We start from the raw sequence: 20,248 nt of genomic DNA on the forward strand, positions 1-20,248 counted from the left end.
GAGCAAGCAGACTGCCACGCATGACACTCTCCGAACTGCTACCACTCGATAAAGAGCATCGCGCCGTGCTGCTGCAGGCGGCGCGCTATGGGTTCGCAGGGTTCGTCATCACAGTGCTTTTCTCGATCAGCTACTGGGCGGTGACCGATTTGCTCGGCGTCGACCCAATGATCTCGCTGACCCTAGTCTTCCTCGTCTTCTCCGGAATATCCTATTTCGCCCACGGAGCCTTCAGCTTTCGGGGCCACGGGTCGAGGGATCAGCAGCATATCCGCGCAACCCGCTTCCTGTTAGTCAACATCATCGGTTTCCTGCTGAACCAGTTCTTCGTGTGGATGCTGGTCAAACAACTCGGCGGGCCGACGTGGTGGCCGATCATCCCTTCATTTTCGTCACGCCATGGGTCACCTTCGCGTTGCACAGGCGATGGGTTTACGGATGAGAGCGCCCGTTCTTTCAATCATCGTGCCCGTCAAGGACGAAGAGGAGGCGATCGGCCCCTTCGTTGAACGCGTTGGCAGCGTCATAAGATCGCTCTCGGATCCTGCCGCGAAGAGCTTCGAAATCCTGTTCGTGGATGATGGAAGCAGCGACGACACGCTCAACCGCATCAAGCGCGCACACGAAGCCGATGACCGCGTTCGCGCAATCTCCTTCTCGCGAAATTTCGGGAAGGAAGCCGCGTTATCGGCTGGGCTCGACGAAGCGCTCGGCCAGGCAATTGTCCCGATGGACGTCGATCTGCAGGACCCGCCCGAAGTGCTCGGCGACATGATCGCCAAATGGCGCGAAGGATTTGAGATCGTCTACGGCGTCCGCAACGATCGCGAGACGGATAGCCTGCCCAAGCGACTTACTGCGGATCTTTATTACCGGGCTCACAATTGGATGAGCGACGACAAGATCCCGGAGCATGCCGGCGATTTTCGCTTGCTCGATCGCAAGGTCGTCGACGTCATTCGGGCGATGCCCGAGCGGACCCGGTTCATGAAGGGACTCTTCGCCTGGGCAGGCTTCCGCCAGGCGTCCGTCTCGTACCGCCGAGAACAGAGGCAGCACGGCCAGACCAAGTTCAATTACTGGAAGCTTTGGACCTTTGCGCTGGACGGCATCACATCAGCTTCAACGGCGCCCCTCCGCATCTGGAGCTATCTCGGCGGGATCGTCGCAATGCTCGCACTTTTCTACGCCATCTTCGTGACGATCCGCACTTTGATCTTCGGCGTCCAGGTTCCGGGCTATGCCTCGCTGATGGTCGCGATCTTGTTCCTCGGAGGCCTCCAACTTCTCTCGCTCGGAATCCTGGGTGAATACGTGGGCCGCATTCTCGTCGAGACAAAGCACCGGCCGCTGTACATCGTTCGAGAGCGGATCGGCGGGGACGATTGATGGAAGCACAAGTCTACGAGAGAATGGCGGAGCTGGATTCGGACCATTGGTGGTTCGTTGCTCGCCGCGACATTCTCCAGAACCTCATCGAGCGTATCGTCCGGCCGCCAAAGAATGCCCGCATCCTCGAGATCGGATGCGGCACCGGTCACAACCTCGCGATGCTGTCGAAATTTGGGCGCGTCGAAGCGACCGAGATGGACAAGACCGCGCGGGAACTCGCAACCAAGAGGCTGGGTCGAGCCGTGACCGACGCGGCACTGCCCGATTTGTCGGCCTGGCCGACGGACCAATTCGATTTGGTCGCGCTGCTCGACGTACTTGAGCACGTTCCCGATGACCGCAGCGGCCTGGTGGCCATCCGCGAACGGCTGAAGCCAGGCGGGAAGCTTCTCGTGACCGTTCCGGCGAACAAGTGGATGTGGAGCGCGCACGACGTCGCTCACCACCACCATCGGCGTTACGGCAAGGACGAGCTTCGAAATGTCGCTCGCGAATGCGGATTCGAAGTCGACCTGCTGTCGCCCTTCAATAGCCTCCTGTTTCCGCTGATTGCAGCCGTTCGCGCCGCCGGAAAGGTCACCGGGCGCGAGAGCGCAGACGATGCAATGCCTCCCAGGCCAGTGAACTCGATTCTGAAAGGCGTGTTTGGGCTTGAGGCGGGACTTATCGGGCGGCTGCCGCTTCCCTTTGGGGTGTCGCTGGTCGCTGTTCTGCGCCGGCCGGCCTAATCCGATACAGCTCGGACCGCGGGCCGGTCCAGACAAGCTCCAATCCTCTGACGTAGCGCGGATCGTACGGAGGCACGTCGATCAGCCAAAGGAAATCGAAGTCCTCGCGGGAAGGCGCTCCAGCGCCTGATGTATCGTCCAGTCGCCGCGGAGCTGATTGTTCCTGATTTCCCAGGGGCGTGGCTTTGCGCAGTTGAACGGCCGAACGATTTCCGATGGATCTACCGCGAATGGCCCCGGCCTCGTGTACCGAAGCTCAAGAAGGTTGGTGCCGGCAATCGTCCACTGGTCGTTCGAAAAGCCATGTCGGCGGACGATCACCATCGCGCCGATGTGGCTGTTGCGGGCATAGCCCAGCGATCCAGGCAACCTTGGCCGACCAGGCTAGCAACCCGGGAACCCATCGGGATGTGATCGAGCGCCTTCAGCTTCGCTTGCTGGTCATTGGAAGCCATCGCCAGGCTTACAGTCACGGCCGCTATATGAACCACGTAGAACATCAGGCCGAGGACGGCGAAGACCTGCGCGGTCCGGTAATGCGTCTCCGATCGGAATCGAATTGCGAGGAGTGGTAAGGCGAACAAGAACGGCGCAAGCCGCATGTCTGCATAAGCCGACGCGAAGATGATGCGCGGCAGCAGAACATAGACCGCAATCAGCACCAAGGCAGAAAAGCCGAGGTTGCGGGAAAAACCCAGCCGAGGGTTGCGAAGTGCTTCGAACAGGACGGCAACGAGGGCAAACATCGACCACCACTCGAAGCTCTTCCATCGATCGCGGAAGATGCTGTTGATCCAAGCGAGCTTCGCATCCCAGTTGAACCAGTCTTCGGTGCCACCCGCCGGTGCCGCCGAGCGCCAGGCGAGCATGAAGACCAAGGGCAGCGCCATCGTCGACGCGTGCAGAGCCGCGTTGAATCCGGACTTGAGCCAGCCCTTGCCATGATCGTGCTGACGGACCGCTTCAGCCGAGAATGCTAGCAGCCCGAGCGTCCCCCAACCGAACGTGTGCGTGAAGAAGATGACGATCGAGATCGGTACGAAGAGCCATGCCCTAAGCTTGGTCTTCCCCAGCCTTCCCAGCCGAAGCCAAAGACCGAAGGCGAGAAAGGCAAGCGCCATGGACAGCGAGAAATTGGCGAACCCGAACAGGAACGGATGGCTGTAGACGAGCGGCAGGGCGAAGAATGCCGTCGGCGGCACCCGATTATGGACCTCACGCGCGACCCACAGGAATCCAGCCACGGTCAAAGGGGGATCGCGAGGACGATCAGCTTTACGGAAAGCTCCAGCCCCAACAGGGGCGCGAGCACCTCGACGAGTAGATCGACACCCAGGTTCCCAATCGGCGCCCAGTGAAACCCGTAATATTGCGACAGCCAAGGCGAGGTCGCGACGTCCAGCTGCACCCGGTAGCGACCCAAGTGGCCGAACAGGTCCACGAGCGGTGGGATCGGCGGATAAAGCAAAGGCACGACGGAAAGCAGGATCAGTGCCGCAAGGAAGCTGCGGCGTTCCCACCAGGGCCGCGGGCCTAGCGGCCGCGGAGGGGCAGCGGTCATGGGAGTCATGTTCAACCGGCCGACCTCATTGCGCAGTCGCTCGATTGGACATTGTCAGCATACCCCTTGGCCATCGCGACGGCCCCTTGCCACGACAGCAGCGGCGCATTCAACATCGATACAGCTTCAGCTTGTTAATCGAACGCGGCTCTTTCTGCGAGGAGGCAGTCGAATGAAGAGGCTTTGGATTGGTGGCGCGATGTTGCTCGCCTCTGCGGCGGCGATAGCTCAAGTTGCTCCGAGCGCGGCCCCACAAGCACCTGCCCAGCCGATGGCGGCCAAGGTGCATACCCGGGCAGAAGTTCAGGCGAAAGTGGCAGAGCATTTTGCTAAGGTCGATGCGAACCATGATGGCGTGGTGACGAAGGCCGAGGCTGATGCCGCCGCTCAGGCATTTCGCGGTAAATGGTCAGAACGGGCGAAGGACCGCCGCGACGACCGCGGAGACCGGATGTTCGATCGGCTCGATTCCAATCGAGATGGCTCCGTCAGCCGCGCGGAATGGGATGCCGGTCAGGCACAGCACGAGCAGCGCATCGCTTCGCACGATCGTGACGGCGGCGGCCGTCGCGATGGGCATAAGCCCGGAGGCATGCACGGGATGAGCGGCTTCTCGGGTCACATGTTCGAGATGGCCGACTCCAACAAGGATGGGCGCATCACTCTACAAGAGGCGCAGGCGGCCGCCTTGCGCCACTTCGACATGGCCGACGCCAATCGCGACGGCCAGATCACCCCGGATGAGCGCAAGCAGATGCACGAGCGCATGCGCGCAGAGCATCACAGCTAAGGACTGTCCAGATCGAAGATTTTTTGGGGCTCGGCGATTTTCGCCGGGCCCTTTTATTTGACGGGCTCGGGAGCGACCGTCTTCTTGCGATTGGCGCCCTTCGCGGGCGCGGCTCCGAGCTTACGATACCGTTGCTCGGCTTCGGCCATATAGTCGCGCGTGATCGGTAGCGCGTTGCGGTCACGGATGTATTGCACCTGGTAGTTGCAGGCCGCGCCGCTCTCGAACATCACGATCCCGCCGGCGAGATAGAATTCCCACATCCGGAAGAAGCGCTCGTCGTAGAGCTTGATCACCTCCGCACGCTCCGCGGTGAAACGCTTCAGCCATTCCCGCAAAGTCAAGGCGTAGTGGAGGCGAAGCGTCTCGATATCGCTGGCGATAAGCCGGACCTTTTCGCTCCCGACGACATCTGCGACAGGCTCGGCAAGTGATAGCCGGGGAAAATCCATTTGTCGGTGAACGGGTCCGGCTGTCCCGCGCCGCCGAGCTTGCCGATGGTGTGGAGCAGCATCACTCCGTCATCGGTCAGCAACTCGCGGCACTTGGCGTAGAATTCCTCGTAGTGGGCCGCGCCGACATGCTCGAACATGCCGACCGAGACGATGCGATCAAAGGGGCCGTGGAGATGACGATAGTCGATCAGCTGGAAGCGCACGCGGTCGGCTACACCCGCTTCCTCGGCCCGGCGGCGCGCGACCTTCAATTGCTCTTCGGACAAGGTAATTCCGAGGACGTCCACGTCGGCGACGCGGTTCAGGTAAAGCGCCATCCCGCCCCAACCACAGCCGATGTCGAGAACCCGCTGGCCTGGCTTCAGATAGAGTTTGGCGGCGATGTGCGCCTTCTTGTCCTCCTGCGCCTGCTCGAGCGAATTGGACGGCTCTGTAAAATAGGCGCAGCTGTATTGCAGGTCGCGGTCGAGGAAGAGCTCGTATAGCTGGTTCCCTACATCATAATGGTGCGCGACGTTTCGCCGAGACTTGGTGGGGTCATTGCGCCGAAAGAAGCGCTTCAGCCACCTCCCCTTGCCCTTGCCTAGCGCCTTGCGCTTGCCTTTCTCCCAAGGCTTTGCCCCGACGATCAGCTCCAGGAGATCCAGGATGGTGCCGTCTTCGATCGTGACCCGGCCATCCATGTAGAGCTCGCCGAGCTTGAGACGCGGATTGCGGAAGAGCTCGAGCGCCGCTCGCCGATCGTGGAGGCGCACCGCAACGTGCTTGCCGCCGCCGGGACCGTAGGTCTCCCGACCGCCGTCGGCCTGGACAATCGTGATGCTGCCGATCGGCAGGATCTGTTCAATGAAACGCCCGATCAACGCCATGCACACCTCCAAAGAGTGAAGCCGATGTGCCACGCCAGGCAGGCGCGGGCAAATGGGTCAGGCGGGCTCGCGAGCCTTGCGCTTGCGCTCCGCGGCTGTCTTCAGCTGGCCGCAGGCAGCATCGATGTCACGGCCGCGCGGCGTCCGGACTGGAGCCGAAATGCCCGCTTCGAACACGATATTGCTGAAAGCCTTGATCCGCTCAGGCGTCGAGCATTCGTAGGGCGCGCCCGGCCAGGGGTTGAACGGTATCAGATTCACCTTCGCCGGCAGACGATATTGCCGAATCAGCCGGACGAGCTCGCGGGCATCCTCGTCGCTGTCGTTCTTGTCCTTCAGCATCACATATTCGAACGTGATTCGGCGCGCGTTGTTCGCGCCCGGATAAGCCGCGCACGCCTCCAGCAATTGCTCGATCCCGTACTTGCGGTTGAGCGGCACGATCTCGTCGCGGACTTCCTTGGTCACCGCATGCAGCGACACGGCGAGATTCACGCCAATCTCCTCGCCGGCGCGGTCCATCATCGGAACGACGCCGCTGGTCGACAGCGTGATACGGCGCTTCGACAGGCCGAGGCCGTCGCCGTCCATTACGATCTTCAGCGCATCGCGGACGTTCTCGAAATTGTAGAGTGGCTCACCCATACCCATCATGACGATGTTGGTCAGCATCCGGCCCTCGGGCTGGCTCGGCCATTCACCTAGCGCGTCGCGGGCGAGCATGACCTGGCCGACGATCTCAGACGGCTCGAGGTTGCGAACCAGCTGCATGGTGCCGGTATGGCAGAAACGGCAGTTGAGCGTGCAGCCGACCTGGCTCGACACGCACAGCGTCCCGCGGTCGGCATCCGGAATGAAGACCATTTCGAATTCGTGGCCATCGTGGGTCTTCAGCAGCCATTTGCGCGTGCCGTCTGTTGAGACTTGCGCCTCGACGACCTCGGGCCGGGCGATCGCGAAGCGTTCAGCGAACCACGGCCGCTGGGCCTTGGCGATGTCGCTCATCGCCTCAAAGTCGGTGACGCCGCGATTGTAGATCCAGTGCCAGACTTGCTTGGCGCGGAGCTTGGCCTGCTTCGGCTCGAGCCCGGCCTCTTCGAATGTCGCGCGAATCTGGCCCTTCGAGAGACCGACAAGCTCGGCCTTGCCGTCGGCGCGCGGCGTCGCAGCCCTGGGCACGGGCACAGGGTCGACGGGGCCGGGGATCGGCATGATGGCAGTGTCGGCACTCATGGCAGGCGGCCCATCTAGTTATCGGCGCTGCATTTTGCCAGCACAGCGAGCGGCGGCGGCATCGATTGCAGTGGGAGCGCCCTCCAGCAGGTAGCGATCGACGAAGCGGCCGCCAGCCTGATCGCGCGAATCGACACGCATTCCGCCGGCGGCGCGAACAGCCGCGATGATGGCTGCTTCCTGCGCTGGATCGCGGCTCCAAGCCCATCCGCGCCCGGCGACGAGCAGGAACGGCTGGTCGCCGACGGTGAGGATGACGGTCGATCCCTGCCGAGGCATTCGGCTCAGCTGCGCGAAGAACTGGCCGCGCCTTGGCCCGGCGGCGTCGAACGCGAAGCCCGCGCGAGCCTGCACCTTCCCCTTCTGGGCGATGCGAAGTGAACGGCTACCAGCCTCACAGCTGTGGCCCCGGTCGAGCGCGACCCATTGGCCGCCCGCGAACAGCAGGTCTGCCGCCGACACGGGGACAGCAAAAAGCAGAAGCAGGGTGGGAAGCCAGCGCATGCAGGCAACCTAGCCGGGACTAGTCCTCGAACAAGGCGGTTCCGATTCGGACCGATGTCGCGCCGAGCATGATCGCGGCTTTGAAGTCACCCGACATGCCCATGCTGAGCCCTTCGACGGAGTGCTCCCGCGCCAACTTGGCGAGCAAGGCGAAGAAGGGGGCGGGTTCGACGCCCAGCGGCGGGATCGCCATCAGGCCAGCGAGCGGCAAAGCGGATGAGCGCGCCGCTTGGACCAGCGAGCCGACTTCGCCGATCGGGCAGCCACCTTTCTGCTCCTCTTCGCCAATGTTCACCTGGACGTACATAGACGGTCGTCGATCAATCTTATCGGCCTCCTTGACCAAGGCATCGAGCAGGGAGAGGCGGTCGACCGAATGGATCGCGTCAAACAATTTTACGGCCTCGGTTGCTTTGTTCGACTGAAGCCTGCCGATGCAGTGAAGGTGGATTCCAGGATCGCGCGCCAGGAGGGTTGGCCACTTTTCAAGCGCTTCCTGGACTCGACTTTCGCCGAAGTCGCGTTGTCCCGCAGCGATTAGCGCTTCGACTTCATCGGATGAGCGGGTCTTGCTGACGGCAATCAGCTTGACGTCAGCCGCCTTCCGCCCGGCGAGCTTCGCGACGGAGGCGATCTCGTCGAGGATTTTCTGTCGTCGCTCGGCAGCAGTCATGACACGCGGCTATAGGAAGCGGCATGATTCCCCGCCAGAGACCTTGGCCGCGTGCATGGCTGATGACCGACGAACGGATGGGCGAGCGGCTCTGGACCGCGATCGATCGGCTGCCGGCCGAATCCGGGATCGTGTTCCGGCACCATTCAACGCCTCCGGACACCCGGGCCATGCTTGCAGAACGAATCGCGGAGTTCTGCCGTCGACAGAACCTGACACTTGCGGTCGCAGGAGACGCTGGTCTGGCCCGATCGATCGGCGCCGACCTCGTCCACAATCCTACACGATCGTCCGGCCTGCCGTTTTCGAGACCGATTCACTCGATGGCTGAAGCAGAGGCTGCAAATGCCGAAGGCGCTTCGTTGGTCTTTGTCTCGGCTGTCTTCGTGACCCGATCACATCCCGGCCGCGAACCATTGGGCGTCGCCAAGGCGGCAGAAATTGCCCGCGCCGCAGCGGCTCCGGCGATCGCGCTTGGAGGCATGACCGCGCTGAATTTCACGCAACTGGAGCGTGAGGGTTTTTACGGCTGGGCTGGGATCGACGCCTGGCTAGGCGACGAAGGCGCTTAGAACTTGAACGCCGTTCCGACGTAGACTGCCTGGCTATCGCGGCGATTGTCGTTCACCACCGCATTACGGTCGCGCTCGACATTGTAGCGCAGGCCACCAGTCAGCGAGAGGCTGCGGGTCAGGTTATAGGCGCCGCCGACATCCAGCGAGTAGTTCTCGCGGTCGCGGAGCGCCGGCACCCGATCATCATCGCGCTCAGCGCCCACTGCCACGCGGCCGGTGAATCGCTTGAGCGAATAGCTGACGCCCACGACGGCGCTTTGCTTGCTGCCGATTGCCGGGTTGCGCGAGTCGGTCTTGGCGACATCGCCGGCGACTGCGAACCGGCGCCAGCCAACGGCCACGCCGAGATTGTAGCTGGCGGGAGTAAGCGCGGTGATCGGCGAGGCCGAACCGAATTCGGTCTTGGTCCGAAGCGCCGCATCCGGACGGGCCCGGATTGCCACCCGGACCTGGGACGGACGGCTCTTGGCTGCGGCAGGAGTGAACTTGAAATCGGTCAGCGACAGACCGCGCTCGCCAAACGAAGCGGCGAGCTTGGGGTCCGCACCCGCTGGGGTGAAGGTCGAAAGCGGGTCGAAGCTTACAGCGACGGCCGGAGCTTTCTTCCTTGCCGGAGCAGCGGCCGCGGGCGACAGAAGTAGACCCACCGCGGAAACCGCGGCGAGCATCTTAGCGCTCCGGGAACGACCGAGACTCGGCAATTCAAACCTCCTGTTACGAATTCGATATAGTCGGGCGAGCCTGAAGGTTCCATGACGCAAATCGATTCCGTGCCGTATTGTTGCAGACTCAACACAGAATCCCGGTCTCACGGCTGCTTGCGGCTATTCATCCAGTATCTATAAGCCCCTTCCTAAGCCCCTTTATCCCTGCCCAAGAGGATTGCCGATGCTCCGCCTGAAGACCGCCGCTGCTGCGCTCCTTGTCATCGCCGTGGCCGCGCCGGGCTGCTCCCGCAACCGCGACGTGCCCGTCGAGCTGGCTCCGTCGCGAATGACCACAATCGGCGTGAACGCCTATCTCTGGCGCGCCGCGCTCGACACCATTTCCTTCGCTCCGTTGCTGCAGGCCGATGCCAACACCGGGGTGATCATCACCGACTGGTATTCGAATCCCAACTTGCCGACCGAGCGGGTTAAGGTCACGGTCGCGATCCTCGACCAGGACCTTCGCGCCGACGCCCTTCGCGTCACGGCCTCGCGCCAGGTCAACCAGGGCGGCGCCTGGGTGAACGCTCCGGTTTCCGCCGCGACCGTCCAAAAGCTTGAGGACATCATCCTCACCCGTGCCCGCGACCTTCGCCGCACGACCGTCAGGGGTAAGGCCGAGCATATGACCGGCCGTTTCGATCCGGCCGTCGCGGACATCCGCTGGCAGGCCCGCTGGGACGAAGCCCAAAGCTTCGTTGCCGATACCGCGAGCCCGAAGCCCAAGACCTATGTGCTGGAGATGTTCCCCTATCCGTCGGGGCGCATCCACATGGGCCACGTCCGCAACTACACGATGGGCGACGTGCTTGCGCGCTTCCGCCGGATGCAGGGACGCGAGGTCCTTCACCCAATGGGCTGGGACGCGTTCGGCATGCCGGCCGAGAATGCGGCTATGGAACGTGGAGTCCATCCCGGCGCCTGGACCCGAAGCAACATCGACACGATGCGCGGACAGCTGAAGCGGCTGGGCTTTGCGCTCGACTGGAGCCGCGAGCTCGCCACCTGCGAGCCCGACTATTACGGGCACGAGCAGGCCCTGTTCCTCGACTTGTTCGAGGCAGGCCTAGTCTATCGCAAGGAGAGCGAGGTCAACTGGGATCCGGTCGACATGACCGTCCTCGCCAATGAGCAGGTGATCGATGGCAAGGGCTGGCGCTCGGGCGCGCCTGTCGAGCGCCGGCGTCTCTCGCAGTGGTTCCTCAAGATCACCGACTTCGCCGACGAACTCCTTGACGGGCTCGGCGAGCTCGAGAACTGGCCCGACAAGGTCAAGCTGATGCAGGAGAACTGGATCGGAAAAAGCCGCGGCCTGCAGTTCCGGTTTCGCTTGGCAGAAGCGGCCGACGGAATCGACAAGATCGAGGTCTACACTACTCGTCCGGACACAATCTTTGGCGCCAGCTTCGTCGCGATCGCCCCAACGCATCCGATCGCCGAGGCGATTACCGCTCGCGATCCGAAGGCCGCCGAATTCATCGCCGAATGCAAGCGCGGCGGCACCAGCGCGGCCGAGATCGAAACGGCCGAAAAGAAGGGTTTCCTGACCCCGATCGAGGCTATCCACCCGCTTGATTCGAACTGGCGTCTCCCAGTCTACATCGCGAATTTCGTCCTCATGGAATATGGCACCGGCGCGATCTTCGGCGTTCCGGCCCATGACCAGCGCGACTTCGAATTCGCCTCCAAATACCGCCTCCCGATCAAACGCGTCGTTGCAGCGAACGCGGAAGAGGCCGGCCAGCCGATCGTCGGAGAGGCCGAGTCGATGGATGGCATCGCGGTCAACTCAGAGTTTCTCGACGGCCTGACGACCGAGCAGGCAACCGCCGAGATCATCCGCCGGGCCGAGGCGGGCGGATGGGGCGAAGGCAAGACCGCCTTCCGCCTTCGCGACTGGGGCGTTTCGCGCCAGCGTTACTGGGGCACTCCGATTCCGATCATTCACTGCGGCAAGTGCGGGGCGGTGCCGGTACCGCGTGACCAGCTTCCTATCGTGCTCCCAGAGGATGTCAGCTTCGACAGGCCGGGAAATCCCCTCGACCGTCACGACGCCTGGCGGAACGTCTCATGCCCCTCGTGCGGCGGGTTGGCGCGGCGCGAGACCGACACTCTCGACACATTCGTCGATTCGAGCTGGTACTTCATCCGGTTCGCAAGCGAGCCGGCCGACAAGCCCTTCGATCGTGGTGAGGCCGAGCAATGGCTGCCAGTCGACCAATATATCGGCGGCGTCGAACACGCGATCCTTCACCTACTCTATGCTCGCTTCTGGACGCGCGCCCTCAACCGCATTGGCCGGATTGGAATGAGCGAGCCGTTCAAGGGTCTGTTCACCCAAGGGATGGTCACGCACGAGACCTATCGCGCTGGCGATGGAAGCTGGCTCAGCCCTGACGAAGTCCGCCGCGACGGCGACGACTGGACTCACATTGAAAGCGGTGCGCCCGTCACTCTCGGCCGCGTCGAGAAGATGTCCAAGTCTAAGCGCAATACGATCGATCCTGAGCCGATCATCGCGCGCTACGGCGCTGACGCTGTCCGGTGGTTCATGCTTTCCGACAGCCCGCCGGAGCGAGATCTCGAATGGTCTGAAGGCGGAATCGAAGGCGCAGCCCGCTTCGTACAGCGCGTGTGGCGACTGGCGTCGAGTGACGCCGTTTCAGAAGGCTCGGACGAAGCGCTGGAGCGAAAGCTACATCGGGCGATCGCGGCGGTCACCGAGGCGCTCGATGGACTTCAGTTCAACAAGGCCGTGGCGCAGCTCTACGAACTGACCAGCGCGATCGAGAAGGCGAAGCCGTCGGCAATGCGTTCGAAGGCCATCAGGATTCTTGTTCAGCTGGCAGCGCCTGCCGCTCCTCACCTCTCTGAGGAGGCTTGGGCTGCGCTCGGTGAAACCGGAATGATCGTGGACGCACCGTGGCCCCAATTCGACCCTGCCCTGCTGGTCGAAGACGAAGTCACGCTCGCAATTCAAGTCAACGGCAAGCTCCGCGACACGTTGAACGCACCGCGGGGGCTCGACCGAGGAGCAGCCGAAGCGCTCGCGCTGGCTTCCGAGAAGGTACAGCGGTTGCTCGACGGCAATGCGCCGCGGAAGGTGATCGTAGTGCCCGACCGGTTGGTGAATATCGTCGCATGACGCGCGGCCTCGCCCTTCTCGTGTTGGCGGGTTTTGCCGTGACTGGCTGCCAGTTGCAGCCGCTCTATGCCGGAGGGTCGACCGGCCCGGTCGCCACAACCCTGTCGTCCGTGACGGTTGCCCCGATTGAGGGCCAGGTTGGTTGGCTCGTCTTCAACAAGCTGAAGGATCGCCTAGCGGCGTCAGGAGCCGGCGAGGCCCGGTACCGACTGAACGTCGAGCTCGACGACGACATCGTCGGTCTTGGCATTCGCGGTGACCGTGCAGTCACCCGCGAGCGCCGCTCGCTACGTGCACGCTACCAGCTTGTCGACACCAGCACCGGGGCTGTCGTTCTCGACGCCACGGCTGGATCTGATGCGGGCATCGACGTCGTCAGCTCCGAATATGCAACCGTCGCCGCCGAGCAAACCGCCGCGGAGCGCCTGTCCGAGGCGGTCGCCGACCAGATCGTCGCCCGGCTGAGCGTTTACGCGTCGCGAGCGCCTGCGGCCCAGTGAAAACGATCAAGGGCAGTATCGGCCGCTCGGTCGACGATCCTGATCCGAAGGTCCGCTTCTATCTCTTCCACGGGGCGGACGAAGCTCAATCCTCCGCGCTCGGCGATCGGCTTGCCGCTGCTCTGAAGGCCTCCAAACAATCCGTCGCGTCGGGCGTGTTGCGCGGCGATCCCGCACTTCTCGCTGACGAGGCAGGCGCCATTGACATGTTTGGCGGTTCCAAAGTCATTGTCATCCAGCCCGCCGGCGAGGAAATTCTTCCTGCCGTTGAAGCCTTGCTGGAAGCGGCGGCAGCCGAAAGCCCAGTCGTCGCGATTGCTGGAAAACTCGGCAAGACCTCGGGACTATTGAAGGTCGCGGAGTCTCACCCTCTAGCCCTCGCCCACGTATCGTACGAACTGGATGCCCGCGACGCCGAGCGACTGGTCGTGGAGCTTGCCAGAACTGAGGGTCTGCGTGCCCAGCCGGATGTAGCAGCGAGCATTGCGAGCGCATGCGCGAATGACCGGCGGATGATTTCCCAGGAACTCGCGAAGTACGCTCTCTATCTTGACGCATCGCCGAACGCGCCGAAGGACCTGGGGAGCGAGGCGCTCGATGCCGTCGGCGCGGACCTGGGCGGCGATTTCATGGGCATCGCCGATCTTGCGCTCGGCGGCGACGTGCGACGGCTCAGCGACGCTTTATCCCGGATGGACGCGAGCGGTAAGGAGGCGATTCCGGTCGTCCGTTCCCTTCAGAGACGATTGCTGATGCTCGCACCCATTCGCGCCCGTGTTGACTCGGGTGAGAGGATTCAAAGCGTCATGACGTCACTCGGTAAGTCCCTGTTCTGGAAAGACAAGCCGATGGTCGAACGCATGCTCGCATTATGGGACTCGGCTGGGTTGGCCCGCGTCTCGGAGAGAGCAGGCACGCTTGAGCGTCGACTGATGCGCGGTGATTCGCCACCGGCTGCGGAGGCGCTTGGTGAAGAATTGGTCGCGATCGCCCGGCAGGCGCGCCGCGGATAGAGGATTAGATCGGCTCGCCCGATAAGCGCTGGCAAACCATGTCGAGCTGATCGAGGCTGCTGTAGTGAAGGCTTACGACGCCTTTCTTACCGTTGTGCGCGATCTGAACCTTGAGACCCAGCGTGTCCCCCAGCTGCCGCTCAAGCGCGACAACGTCCGCATCGACCGGACCGGCGGTCCCTGAATTCGCTCGGGCAACTTCGTTCACAGCGCCTGGTTTGACGGCGCGAGCTCTCTCTTCCGCCTGGCGCACCGAAAGGCCCTTCGCGATGACCTCCTTGGTCAAAGCTTCAGGATCTGGCGCAGCGGCAACAGCGCGGGCATGACCCATGCTGATATCGCCTCGCAGTAGCGATTGCCTAACGAAATCCGGAAGATCGAGCAATCTCAGTAGGTTAGTAACGTGACTCCGCGACTTGTGAACGAGCTTTGCAAGATTGTCCTGTGTATGGCCGTGCCGATCGATCAATTGGCGGTAGCCTTCCGCCTCCTCAATCGCATTCAGGTCCTCACGCTGGACGTTCTCGATCAGCGCTATCTCGGCCGCGGTCGAATCATCGATCTCGCGCACGATCGCGGGAATGGTGTGCAGCCTGGCGCGCTGCGCAGCTCGCCATCGGCGCTCGCCGGCGACGATCTCGAAGCCGTCACCGTGAGGACGAAGCAAGATCGGCTGAAGGACGCCCCGTTCCGCGATTGAATCGGCGAGCTCGTCGATCGCATCTTCCTTGAACTGGCTACGCGGTTGCTCAGGATTCGGGCGAATACGCCCGATCTCGATCTCGCGGACGCCGCCCAGGCGCACCGGAGCCTGTTCGCCGGCGGCGGCAGTAGACGAAGCCTGTTCCCCGAGAAGCGCCTGAAGACCCCGTCCGAGCCCTGAAGAAGGCCTGTTAGCGCTCATGCGGCCTCCGCGTGGCGGGGCAGGCGTCCCATCAACTCTCGGGCCAGCCGCACGTAAGCCTCGGAACCGGGGCAGCGAAGATCGTAGATCAAGGCAGGCAACCCATGGCTTGGCGCCTCCGAAAGCCGGACATTCCGCGGGACCACCGTGTCGAACACGGCTTGGCCGAGACAGGCGCGGACATCGTCAGCAACCTGTTGAGATAGATTGTTGCGCTTGTCGAACATAGTCAGCGCGATTCCCAGAATCTGCAACTCGGGATTGAATGCAAGACGTATGCGCTCGACAGTCTGAAGAAGCTGGCTCAGACCTTCCAGAGCGAAAAACTCGCACTGGAGCGGAACGAGCAGGTGCCGGGCGGCTACCAGTCCATTCACGGTTAGCAACCCCAGCGAAGGCGGACAGTCGATCAAGCAGATGTCCCACCGCCCAGACGGCACGGCATCCAAGGCACGTTCCAGGCGCCGAGCGCGATCCTCGAGACTCACGAGCTCAACTTCGGCGCCCGAAAGATCCATCGTCGCTGGGAGCAGTTCGAGACGCGGCACGCGAGTGGCAACGGCGCCTTCGACCACGCCCGCACTGCCGATCAGCACGTCATAGCTGGAAATCTCGCGGCCCGACTGGCCAATTCCCAAGCCGGTCGAGGCGTTGCCCTGCGGATCGAGGTCGATCAACAGCACTTTCCAGCCGACGGCGGCCAGCGCGGTAGCAAGATTGATCGCCGTGGTGGTCTTGCCGACCCCACCCTTCTGGTTCGCGACAGCGACCCTGATCATCGCTATTTCTTCGCCCCCACCCTTGTCAGCACGAGAATCTGGGATTCCGGATCCGTGCAGCTCTGTTCGACCCGAACGTCACAGTGCCAGTTTACCTGCGCCTGCGCCAGTTCCGTCTGAGCATTTTTGCCCTTCGGAAGCACCCAGACCGTCTCACTCTTGGATAGGTGCTCCGTCATGGCAAGTAATCGGTCGAGCGCGGCGACCGCCCGTGCCGTGATCACGTCGAACTTTCCTTGGACGCGCTCGACCTTGGCGCACTCGATCGTGACTCGATCGGCCAGACCAAGCTTCGAGACGACATCACTCAAGAACTCGGCTCGCAAACGGCGCGGCTCGATCAGTGTGATCGGTCCTTTGACTAGGAGCGCGACGATCAGTCCGGGAAGTCCGGCCCCGGATCCGACATCGACCCAGGATGCACCGTTGAAAGGCTCGAATCGCACTAGCTGCGCCGAATCGAGAACGTGACGCTCCCAAATAGTCCCAAGGGTTGAGGGCGCGATAAGGTTCTGCCCCCTGCACTTTGAGTGAGAATGCGAACGTAAAGAGCAATTCGATCGAATGTTTCACGTGAAACATCGCGGCCTGAAGCCGCCAAGACCCTCTCGATCATGCCGCCCGACGGCTGGCTGCAACATAAAGGGCGGAGAGAGCCGCCGGCGTCACGCCTCGAATGCGCGACGCCTGATCCAAGGTCTCAGGCCGCGCGTGCTCCAACCGTTCCGCCATCTCCGTGGAGATTCCAGGAACCGAGGCAAACTCAAGCCAAGCGGGAATCGTTACGCGAGCGTCGCGCTGAACCGCCTCCCATTCACGCTCCTGACGCTCCAGATAAGGGGCGTATAGGAAGTCGGCCTTCCCCTCCTCAGTATCGCTCCACGTGGAACGCGCGCGTCGCTCGAAATGATTCTCGATCTGATCCCGGCGACGATCCTTCACGCACTTGGCTTCGATCGCGGCCATGCCGAGCCGCGTAGTCGCGTTGTCCGCGCGAAGGGCGAGCCGATATTCGGCGCGCGCGGTCATCATCCGGTATGGTTCGCTGACCCCCTGCAAGGTCAGATCATCGATCATCACGCCGATGTAGCTAGTGCGTCGGTCAAACTGCACCTTGTCTAACGCAAGCGCATGGGCTGCCGCATTGAGACCCGCTGCTAGCCCTTGCGCCGCTGCCTCCTCATAGCCTGTCGTTCCGTTGATTTGGCCGGCAAGGAAGAGGCCCGCGATATCCGTTGTTTCGAGCGTAGAGCGCAGCCGCCGCGGATCGACGAATTCATATTCCACCGCATAGCCAGGGCGGACGACCTCAACTCGCTCCAGACCCTCGACGCTACGCAAGAAGGCGCGCTGAACGTCAGCGGGTAGCGACGTCGACACCCCGTTGGGATACACGAGATGGTCCTCCAGTCCCTCGGGCTCGAGAAAGATTTGATGACTGTCGCGATCGGCGAAACGCTTCACCTTGTCTTCGATCGACGGACAATAGCGCGGCCCCCTGCCCTCAATCGCTCCGGCAAACAACGGGGAGCGGTCGAACGCTGAACGAATGATCTCATGTGTGCGTCCGTTCGTGCGGGCGATTGCGCACGCAAGTTGTGGAACGCGAATGCCCTCATCCAAGGACGACATCGTCCAATGGTCGAGATCGCTAGGCTGCTCTTCGAGGCAAGACCAATCGATCGTGCGCCCGTCCAGGCGCGGCGGCGTGCCGGTCTTAAGCCTTCCCTGCGCTAGGCCCATCCCGCGAACCTGCTCAGCCAACGCGCCCGACGCCCGCTCTCCGCGACGGCCGCCTTCTTGCACCTCGTCGCCCACGAAGATGCGCGCATCGAGAAACGTTCCGGTTGCAACGACCAGCGCTCGGCACCCGAGAACACCTGCGCACGTATGCAAGCCGGTAACTCGGCCACCTTCAATCCGCAGGGCCAGCGCCTCAGCGACGAGCACTTCGACACCGCTCTCGGCAACGAGAGCAGCCATAGCGGAACGATAGAGCCTACGATCTGCTTGGAACCGTGGCCCCTGCACTGCCGGCCCTTTGCTCCTGTTGAGCATGCGGCGGTGGATTGCTGCCCGGTCCGCCGCGCGCGCCATGAGTCCGTCGAACACGTCGAGCTCACGCACAAGGTGGCCCTTGCCGACACCACCGATCGAGGGGTTACACGACATCTGGCCAATGTCTTTCGCCCGGAATGTGACCAGGCCGACCCGCGCGCCGCGGCGGGCCGCAGCGGCAGCAGCCTCGCACCCGGCGTGGCCGGCTCCGATAACGAGAACGTCGAACATCGGCAGGCGCTTAGTGGATTTTGGCTCGAAGGGAAAATATCGTCTCAGACGACTTGTTTCACGTGAAACATCCTATTTCCCGAGGCAGAACCGACCAAAGAGAGAGTCAAGGACATCCTCCATTCCTGCCCGCCCGGTAAGGCGGTCAAACGCGACGCGCGCTGCACGCACATTCTCGGCAGCAAAGACGAACTCGTTCGTCGCCGCCGCGGCTTCCAATGCTCCCTGGGCCTCGGCGACATGCGCCGCCTGACGTCGATTCAATGCGATCGCACCCTCGTCCGGCAGCAGGGATGCAGCCAATTCCGATGTACGAGCCAGCAGTTCGTCCAGGCCCGCGCCAGTTACGGACGACACTGCCAGCGAACCCTCCGGGGCCGTCGCCCTTTCCGCGAGATCGGCCCGCGGATGCACGAGGATCCTGCGAGAATGTCCGGGCGCTTCTTTTGTCTCACCTAGCCATAGAAGGACATCCGCGCCTTCAACGAGCGAACGAGCGCGGTTGATTCCAATCCGCTCGATCGTGTCATCGCTCTCGCGTAGACCTGCTGTGTCTGTCAGCAAAATGGGAATGCCGCCGAGCGACAGCGGCACTTCGATTTGGTCACGAGTGGTCCCCGGAATATCGGTGACGATGGCCCTCTCCTGCCCGGCTATCGCGTTGATCAAGCTTGATTTCCCGGCGTTAGGAGGCCCGGCAATCACCACCCTGACACCATCTTTGAGCGGTTCAATCCGCGGGCGGCCGAGCCACTCCCCAAGTTCGCGAGCCAGCTCAAAGCATTCCTTGGCGAGGGTCGGATCCGTGCCGACATCGTCATCCTCGGCGTAGTCGATCGCTGCTTCCGCCTGGGCGGACAGGATGAGCACTCTCTTCTGCCATTGCTCGATCTGGCGCTTCAGCCCGCCCTCGGCCATCGCAAGCGCCGACTTGCGCTGGAATTCCGTCTCAGCCTCGATCAGGTCGGCCAGGCCCTCGGCCTCGGTCAGGTCGATCCGGCCATTCTCAAAGGCACGGCGCGTGAATTCGCCGGGATGCGCGGGCCGAAGCCCTTCAATCTCGGCCAGAGCGCTGAGCACCGCATCCACGACCGCTCGACCGCCATGGCAGTGGAACTCGACGATGTCCTCACCGGTCGAGCTTGCAGGCCGATCGAAACGCAGGACCAAGGCGTCGTCCAACCTGCCACCCGCTTCGTCACGAAGCGTCCTCAGCGCCGCAATCCGGACGTCGGGAAGCGAGCCGGCCAATCTCCGGCCAGCTCCGTGTGCCCCCGGTCCGCTTACGCGGATAATGCTCACCGCTGCGGGCGGCCGTCCACTGGAGAGGGCGAAGATCGTATCGGCGCTCACGCAGCGCCGCTTAGCGCAGTCAGAGCCTCAGGCGAACAGCTTGCCCAGACCGACGTCGGGATGGACCCAGCCGTCGTAGATCATCTTCACAGCCACGTAGAGGATCACGAGGAGACCGACGTAGCCGATCCAGCGGTAGCGCTCGATGTAGCGGGCGATGAGGTTTGCGGCGACGCCCATCAGGATCACTGCAAATACCAAGCCTACGATCAGGATACCCGGGTGGTCACGGGCGGCGCCGGCGACGGCGAGCACGTTGTCGAGGCTCATCGAAACATCCGCGACCGCAACGGCCCAGACGGCAGCGCCGAAGCTCTTCGCAGGCCTCAACCCGGAATGTTCGTCCCCCAGAATCTCCTCAGACCCGCCAGACTCGCCCTCATGGCGAAGCTCGCGCCACATCTTCCACGCCACCCACAGTAGCAGGAGTCCGCCAACGAGGATAAGTCCAATGATTTGAAGTAGTTGGGTAACAACGAGGGCGAAGGCGATGCGAAGCACCAGGGCCGCCAGCACGCCGATCATGATCACCTTGCGGCGCTGGTCGGGCGTCAGGCCCGCCGCCAGGGCACCGACGACGATCGCGTTGTCGCCCGCGAGGACGAGGTCGATCATCAGCACCTGCAGGAAAGCCGCAAATGCCGCCGGCTCGGTGATGTTGGAGAAATCCTGGACGATGGCGTCCCAGATGCCGGCAGGCCCACCGAATCCGGCCGTCGCGGCCGCGGCGAGGGTCGTCAGCAGAAACTCGATCAATCTTTCCCCCTGATGTCAGTCG

At 62.8% G+C, this 20,248-nt stretch carries 20 protein-coding genes and 1 pseudogene; 8 read left to right on the forward strand and 13 right to left on the reverse strand.

The features are described 5' to 3' along the window. Window positions 1-20: 20 nt before the first annotated feature. Genes H9L14_RS12995 through H9L14_RS13005 form a run of 3 tightly spaced genes read left to right on the forward strand, consistent with a single transcriptional unit; the run spans window position 21 to window position 2,120 of the window. Window positions 21-509 carry a GtrA family protein gene (locus H9L14_RS12995; RefSeq protein ID WP_187708429.1) on the forward strand — a complete coding sequence of 163 codons (489 nt, stop codon included), beginning with the start codon at window positions 21-23 and terminating at the stop codon, window positions 507-509. Further along, window positions 466-1,389, forward strand: coding sequence for a glycosyltransferase family 2 protein (locus H9L14_RS13000; RefSeq protein WP_246444191.1), 924 nt, complete (start codon window positions 466-468; stop codon window positions 1,387-1,389). The genes H9L14_RS12995 and H9L14_RS13000 overlap by 44 nt, the downstream gene beginning before the upstream one ends. Then, window positions 1,389-2,120 (forward strand): class I SAM-dependent methyltransferase, encoded by a 732-nt coding sequence (locus H9L14_RS13005; protein WP_187708431.1) that lies wholly within the window; start codon window positions 1,389-1,391, stop codon window positions 2,118-2,120. The genes H9L14_RS13000 and H9L14_RS13005 overlap by 1 nt, the downstream gene beginning before the upstream one ends. 317 nt (window positions 2,121-2,437) lie before the next feature. Here H9L14_RS13005 and H9L14_RS13015 read toward each other — a convergent pair whose 3' ends face one another. After that, window positions 2,438-3,364 carry a hypothetical protein gene (locus tag H9L14_RS13015; RefSeq protein WP_187708433.1) on the reverse strand — a complete coding sequence of 309 codons (927 nt, stop codon included), beginning with the start codon at window positions 3,362-3,364 and terminating at the stop codon, window positions 2,438-2,440. 2 nt (window positions 3,365-3,366) lie between these two features. Beyond that, entirely contained in the window at window positions 3,367-3,690 is a 324-nt protein-coding gene (locus tag H9L14_RS13020; protein WP_222949837.1) for a hypothetical protein, read from the reverse strand. Between the two features lie 163 nt (window positions 3,691-3,853). On the opposite strand from H9L14_RS13020, the gene H9L14_RS13025 reads away from it, so the two are divergent. Next, a complete protein-coding gene (locus H9L14_RS13025; protein WP_187708435.1) occupies window positions 3,854-4,471 on the forward strand; it encodes an EF-hand domain-containing protein in 618 nt (205 codons plus the stop codon). 53 nt (window positions 4,472-4,524) lie between these two features. Here the strand turns inward: H9L14_RS13025 and H9L14_RS13030 are convergent. The 4 genes and pseudogenes from H9L14_RS13030 to H9L14_RS13045 form a co-directional block, all read right to left on the reverse strand. Continuing rightward, a pseudogene (locus H9L14_RS13030) lies at window positions 4,525-5,795 on the reverse strand (class I SAM-dependent methyltransferase). Between the two features lie 57 nt (window positions 5,796-5,852). Next, window positions 5,853-7,028, reverse strand: a complete 1,176-nt coding sequence (gene rlmN / locus H9L14_RS13035) for a dual-specificity RNA methyltransferase RlmN (protein WP_187708436.1) — start codon at window positions 7,026-7,028, stop codon at window positions 5,853-5,855. A gap of 18 nt (window positions 7,029-7,046) precedes the next feature. Beyond that, the gene (locus H9L14_RS13040; protein ID WP_187708437.1) at window positions 7,047-7,532 is read right to left on the reverse strand and encodes a hypothetical protein; all 486 of its coding nucleotides are present in this window, start codon (window positions 7,530-7,532) and stop codon (window positions 7,047-7,049) included. A gap of 19 nt (window positions 7,533-7,551) precedes the next feature. Continuing rightward, window positions 7,552-8,205 carry a YggS family pyridoxal phosphate-dependent enzyme gene (locus H9L14_RS13045; protein WP_187708438.1) on the reverse strand — a complete coding sequence of 218 codons (654 nt, stop codon included), beginning with the start codon at window positions 8,203-8,205 and terminating at the stop codon, window positions 7,552-7,554. Between the two features lie 62 nt (window positions 8,206-8,267). Here H9L14_RS13045 and H9L14_RS13050 point away from each other — a divergent pair, with 62 nt between their 5' ends. Beyond that, a complete protein-coding gene (locus H9L14_RS13050) occupies window positions 8,268-8,777 on the forward strand; it encodes a thiamine phosphate synthase (RefSeq protein WP_187708439.1) in 510 nt (169 codons plus the stop codon). Here the strand turns inward: H9L14_RS13050 and H9L14_RS13055 are convergent. Then, window positions 8,774-9,448 carry a porin gene (locus H9L14_RS13055; protein WP_187708440.1) on the reverse strand — a complete coding sequence of 225 codons (675 nt, stop codon included), beginning with the start codon at window positions 9,446-9,448 and terminating at the stop codon, window positions 8,774-8,776. The genes H9L14_RS13050 and H9L14_RS13055 overlap by 4 nt on opposite strands. A gap of 220 nt (window positions 9,449-9,668) precedes the next feature. Between H9L14_RS13055 and leuS the strand changes: the two genes are divergently transcribed. The 3 genes from leuS to holA are packed head-to-tail and all read left to right on the forward strand — an operon-like array spanning window position 9,669 to window position 14,145. Further along, window positions 9,669-12,632: a leucine--tRNA ligase gene (leuS, locus tag H9L14_RS13060; RefSeq protein ID WP_187708441.1), complete on the forward strand. Its 2,964-nt coding sequence runs from the start codon at window positions 9,669-9,671 to the stop codon at window positions 12,630-12,632. Next, a complete protein-coding gene (gene lptE, locus H9L14_RS13065; protein ID WP_187708442.1) occupies window positions 12,629-13,132 on the forward strand; it encodes an LPS assembly lipoprotein LptE in 504 nt (167 codons plus the stop codon). Before leuS ends, lptE begins: the two co-directional genes overlap by 4 nt. Further along, window positions 13,129-14,145: a DNA polymerase III subunit delta gene (gene holA, locus H9L14_RS13070; protein WP_187708443.1), complete on the forward strand. Its 1,017-nt coding sequence runs from the start codon at window positions 13,129-13,131 to the stop codon at window positions 14,143-14,145. The genes lptE and holA overlap by 4 nt, the downstream gene beginning before the upstream one ends. Window positions 14,146-14,149: 4 nt before the next feature. Here holA and H9L14_RS13075 read toward each other — a convergent pair whose 3' ends face one another. The 6 genes from H9L14_RS13075 to H9L14_RS13100 all read right to left on the reverse strand — a co-directional run bounded on the left by H9L14_RS13075 (window position 14,150) and on the right by H9L14_RS13100 (window position 20,214). After that, on the reverse strand, window positions 14,150-15,049 hold the full coding sequence (locus H9L14_RS13075) for a ParB/RepB/Spo0J family partition protein (protein WP_187708444.1): 900 nt from the start codon (window positions 15,047-15,049) through the stop codon (window positions 14,150-14,152). Next, a complete protein-coding gene (locus tag H9L14_RS13080; RefSeq protein ID WP_187708445.1) occupies window positions 15,046-15,828 on the reverse strand; it encodes a ParA family protein in 783 nt (260 codons plus the stop codon). The genes H9L14_RS13075 and H9L14_RS13080 overlap by 4 nt, the downstream gene beginning before the upstream one ends. A 2-nt stretch (window positions 15,829-15,830) precedes the next feature. Then, window positions 15,831-16,394, reverse strand: a complete 564-nt coding sequence (gene rsmG / locus H9L14_RS13085; RefSeq protein ID WP_187709981.1) for a 16S rRNA (guanine(527)-N(7))-methyltransferase RsmG — start codon at window positions 16,392-16,394, stop codon at window positions 15,831-15,833. Window positions 16,395-16,440: 46 nt separating this feature from the next. Continuing rightward, complete coding sequence (mnmG, locus tag H9L14_RS13090; RefSeq protein ID WP_187708446.1) at window positions 16,441-18,117, reverse strand: tRNA uridine-5-carboxymethylaminomethyl(34) synthesis enzyme MnmG; 1,677 nt, start codon at window positions 18,115-18,117, stop codon at window positions 16,441-16,443. Window positions 18,118-18,189: 72 nt separating this feature from the next. Then, window positions 18,190-19,470 (reverse strand): tRNA uridine-5-carboxymethylaminomethyl(34) synthesis GTPase MnmE, encoded by a 1,281-nt coding sequence (gene mnmE, locus H9L14_RS13095; protein WP_246444197.1) that lies wholly within the window; start codon window positions 19,468-19,470, stop codon window positions 18,190-18,192. Window positions 19,471-19,497: 27 nt separating this feature from the next. Then, entirely contained in the window at window positions 19,498-20,214 is a 717-nt protein-coding gene (locus H9L14_RS13100) for a YjbE family putative metal transport protein (protein WP_187709983.1), read from the reverse strand. Window positions 20,215-20,248 lie beyond the last annotated feature (34 nt).

The organism is Sphingomonas sediminicola (genome assembly GCF_014489515.1).
In the GTDB taxonomy this organism is placed as follows: Bacteria; Pseudomonadota; Alphaproteobacteria; order Sphingomonadales; family Sphingomonadaceae; genus Sphingomicrobium; species Sphingomicrobium sediminicola.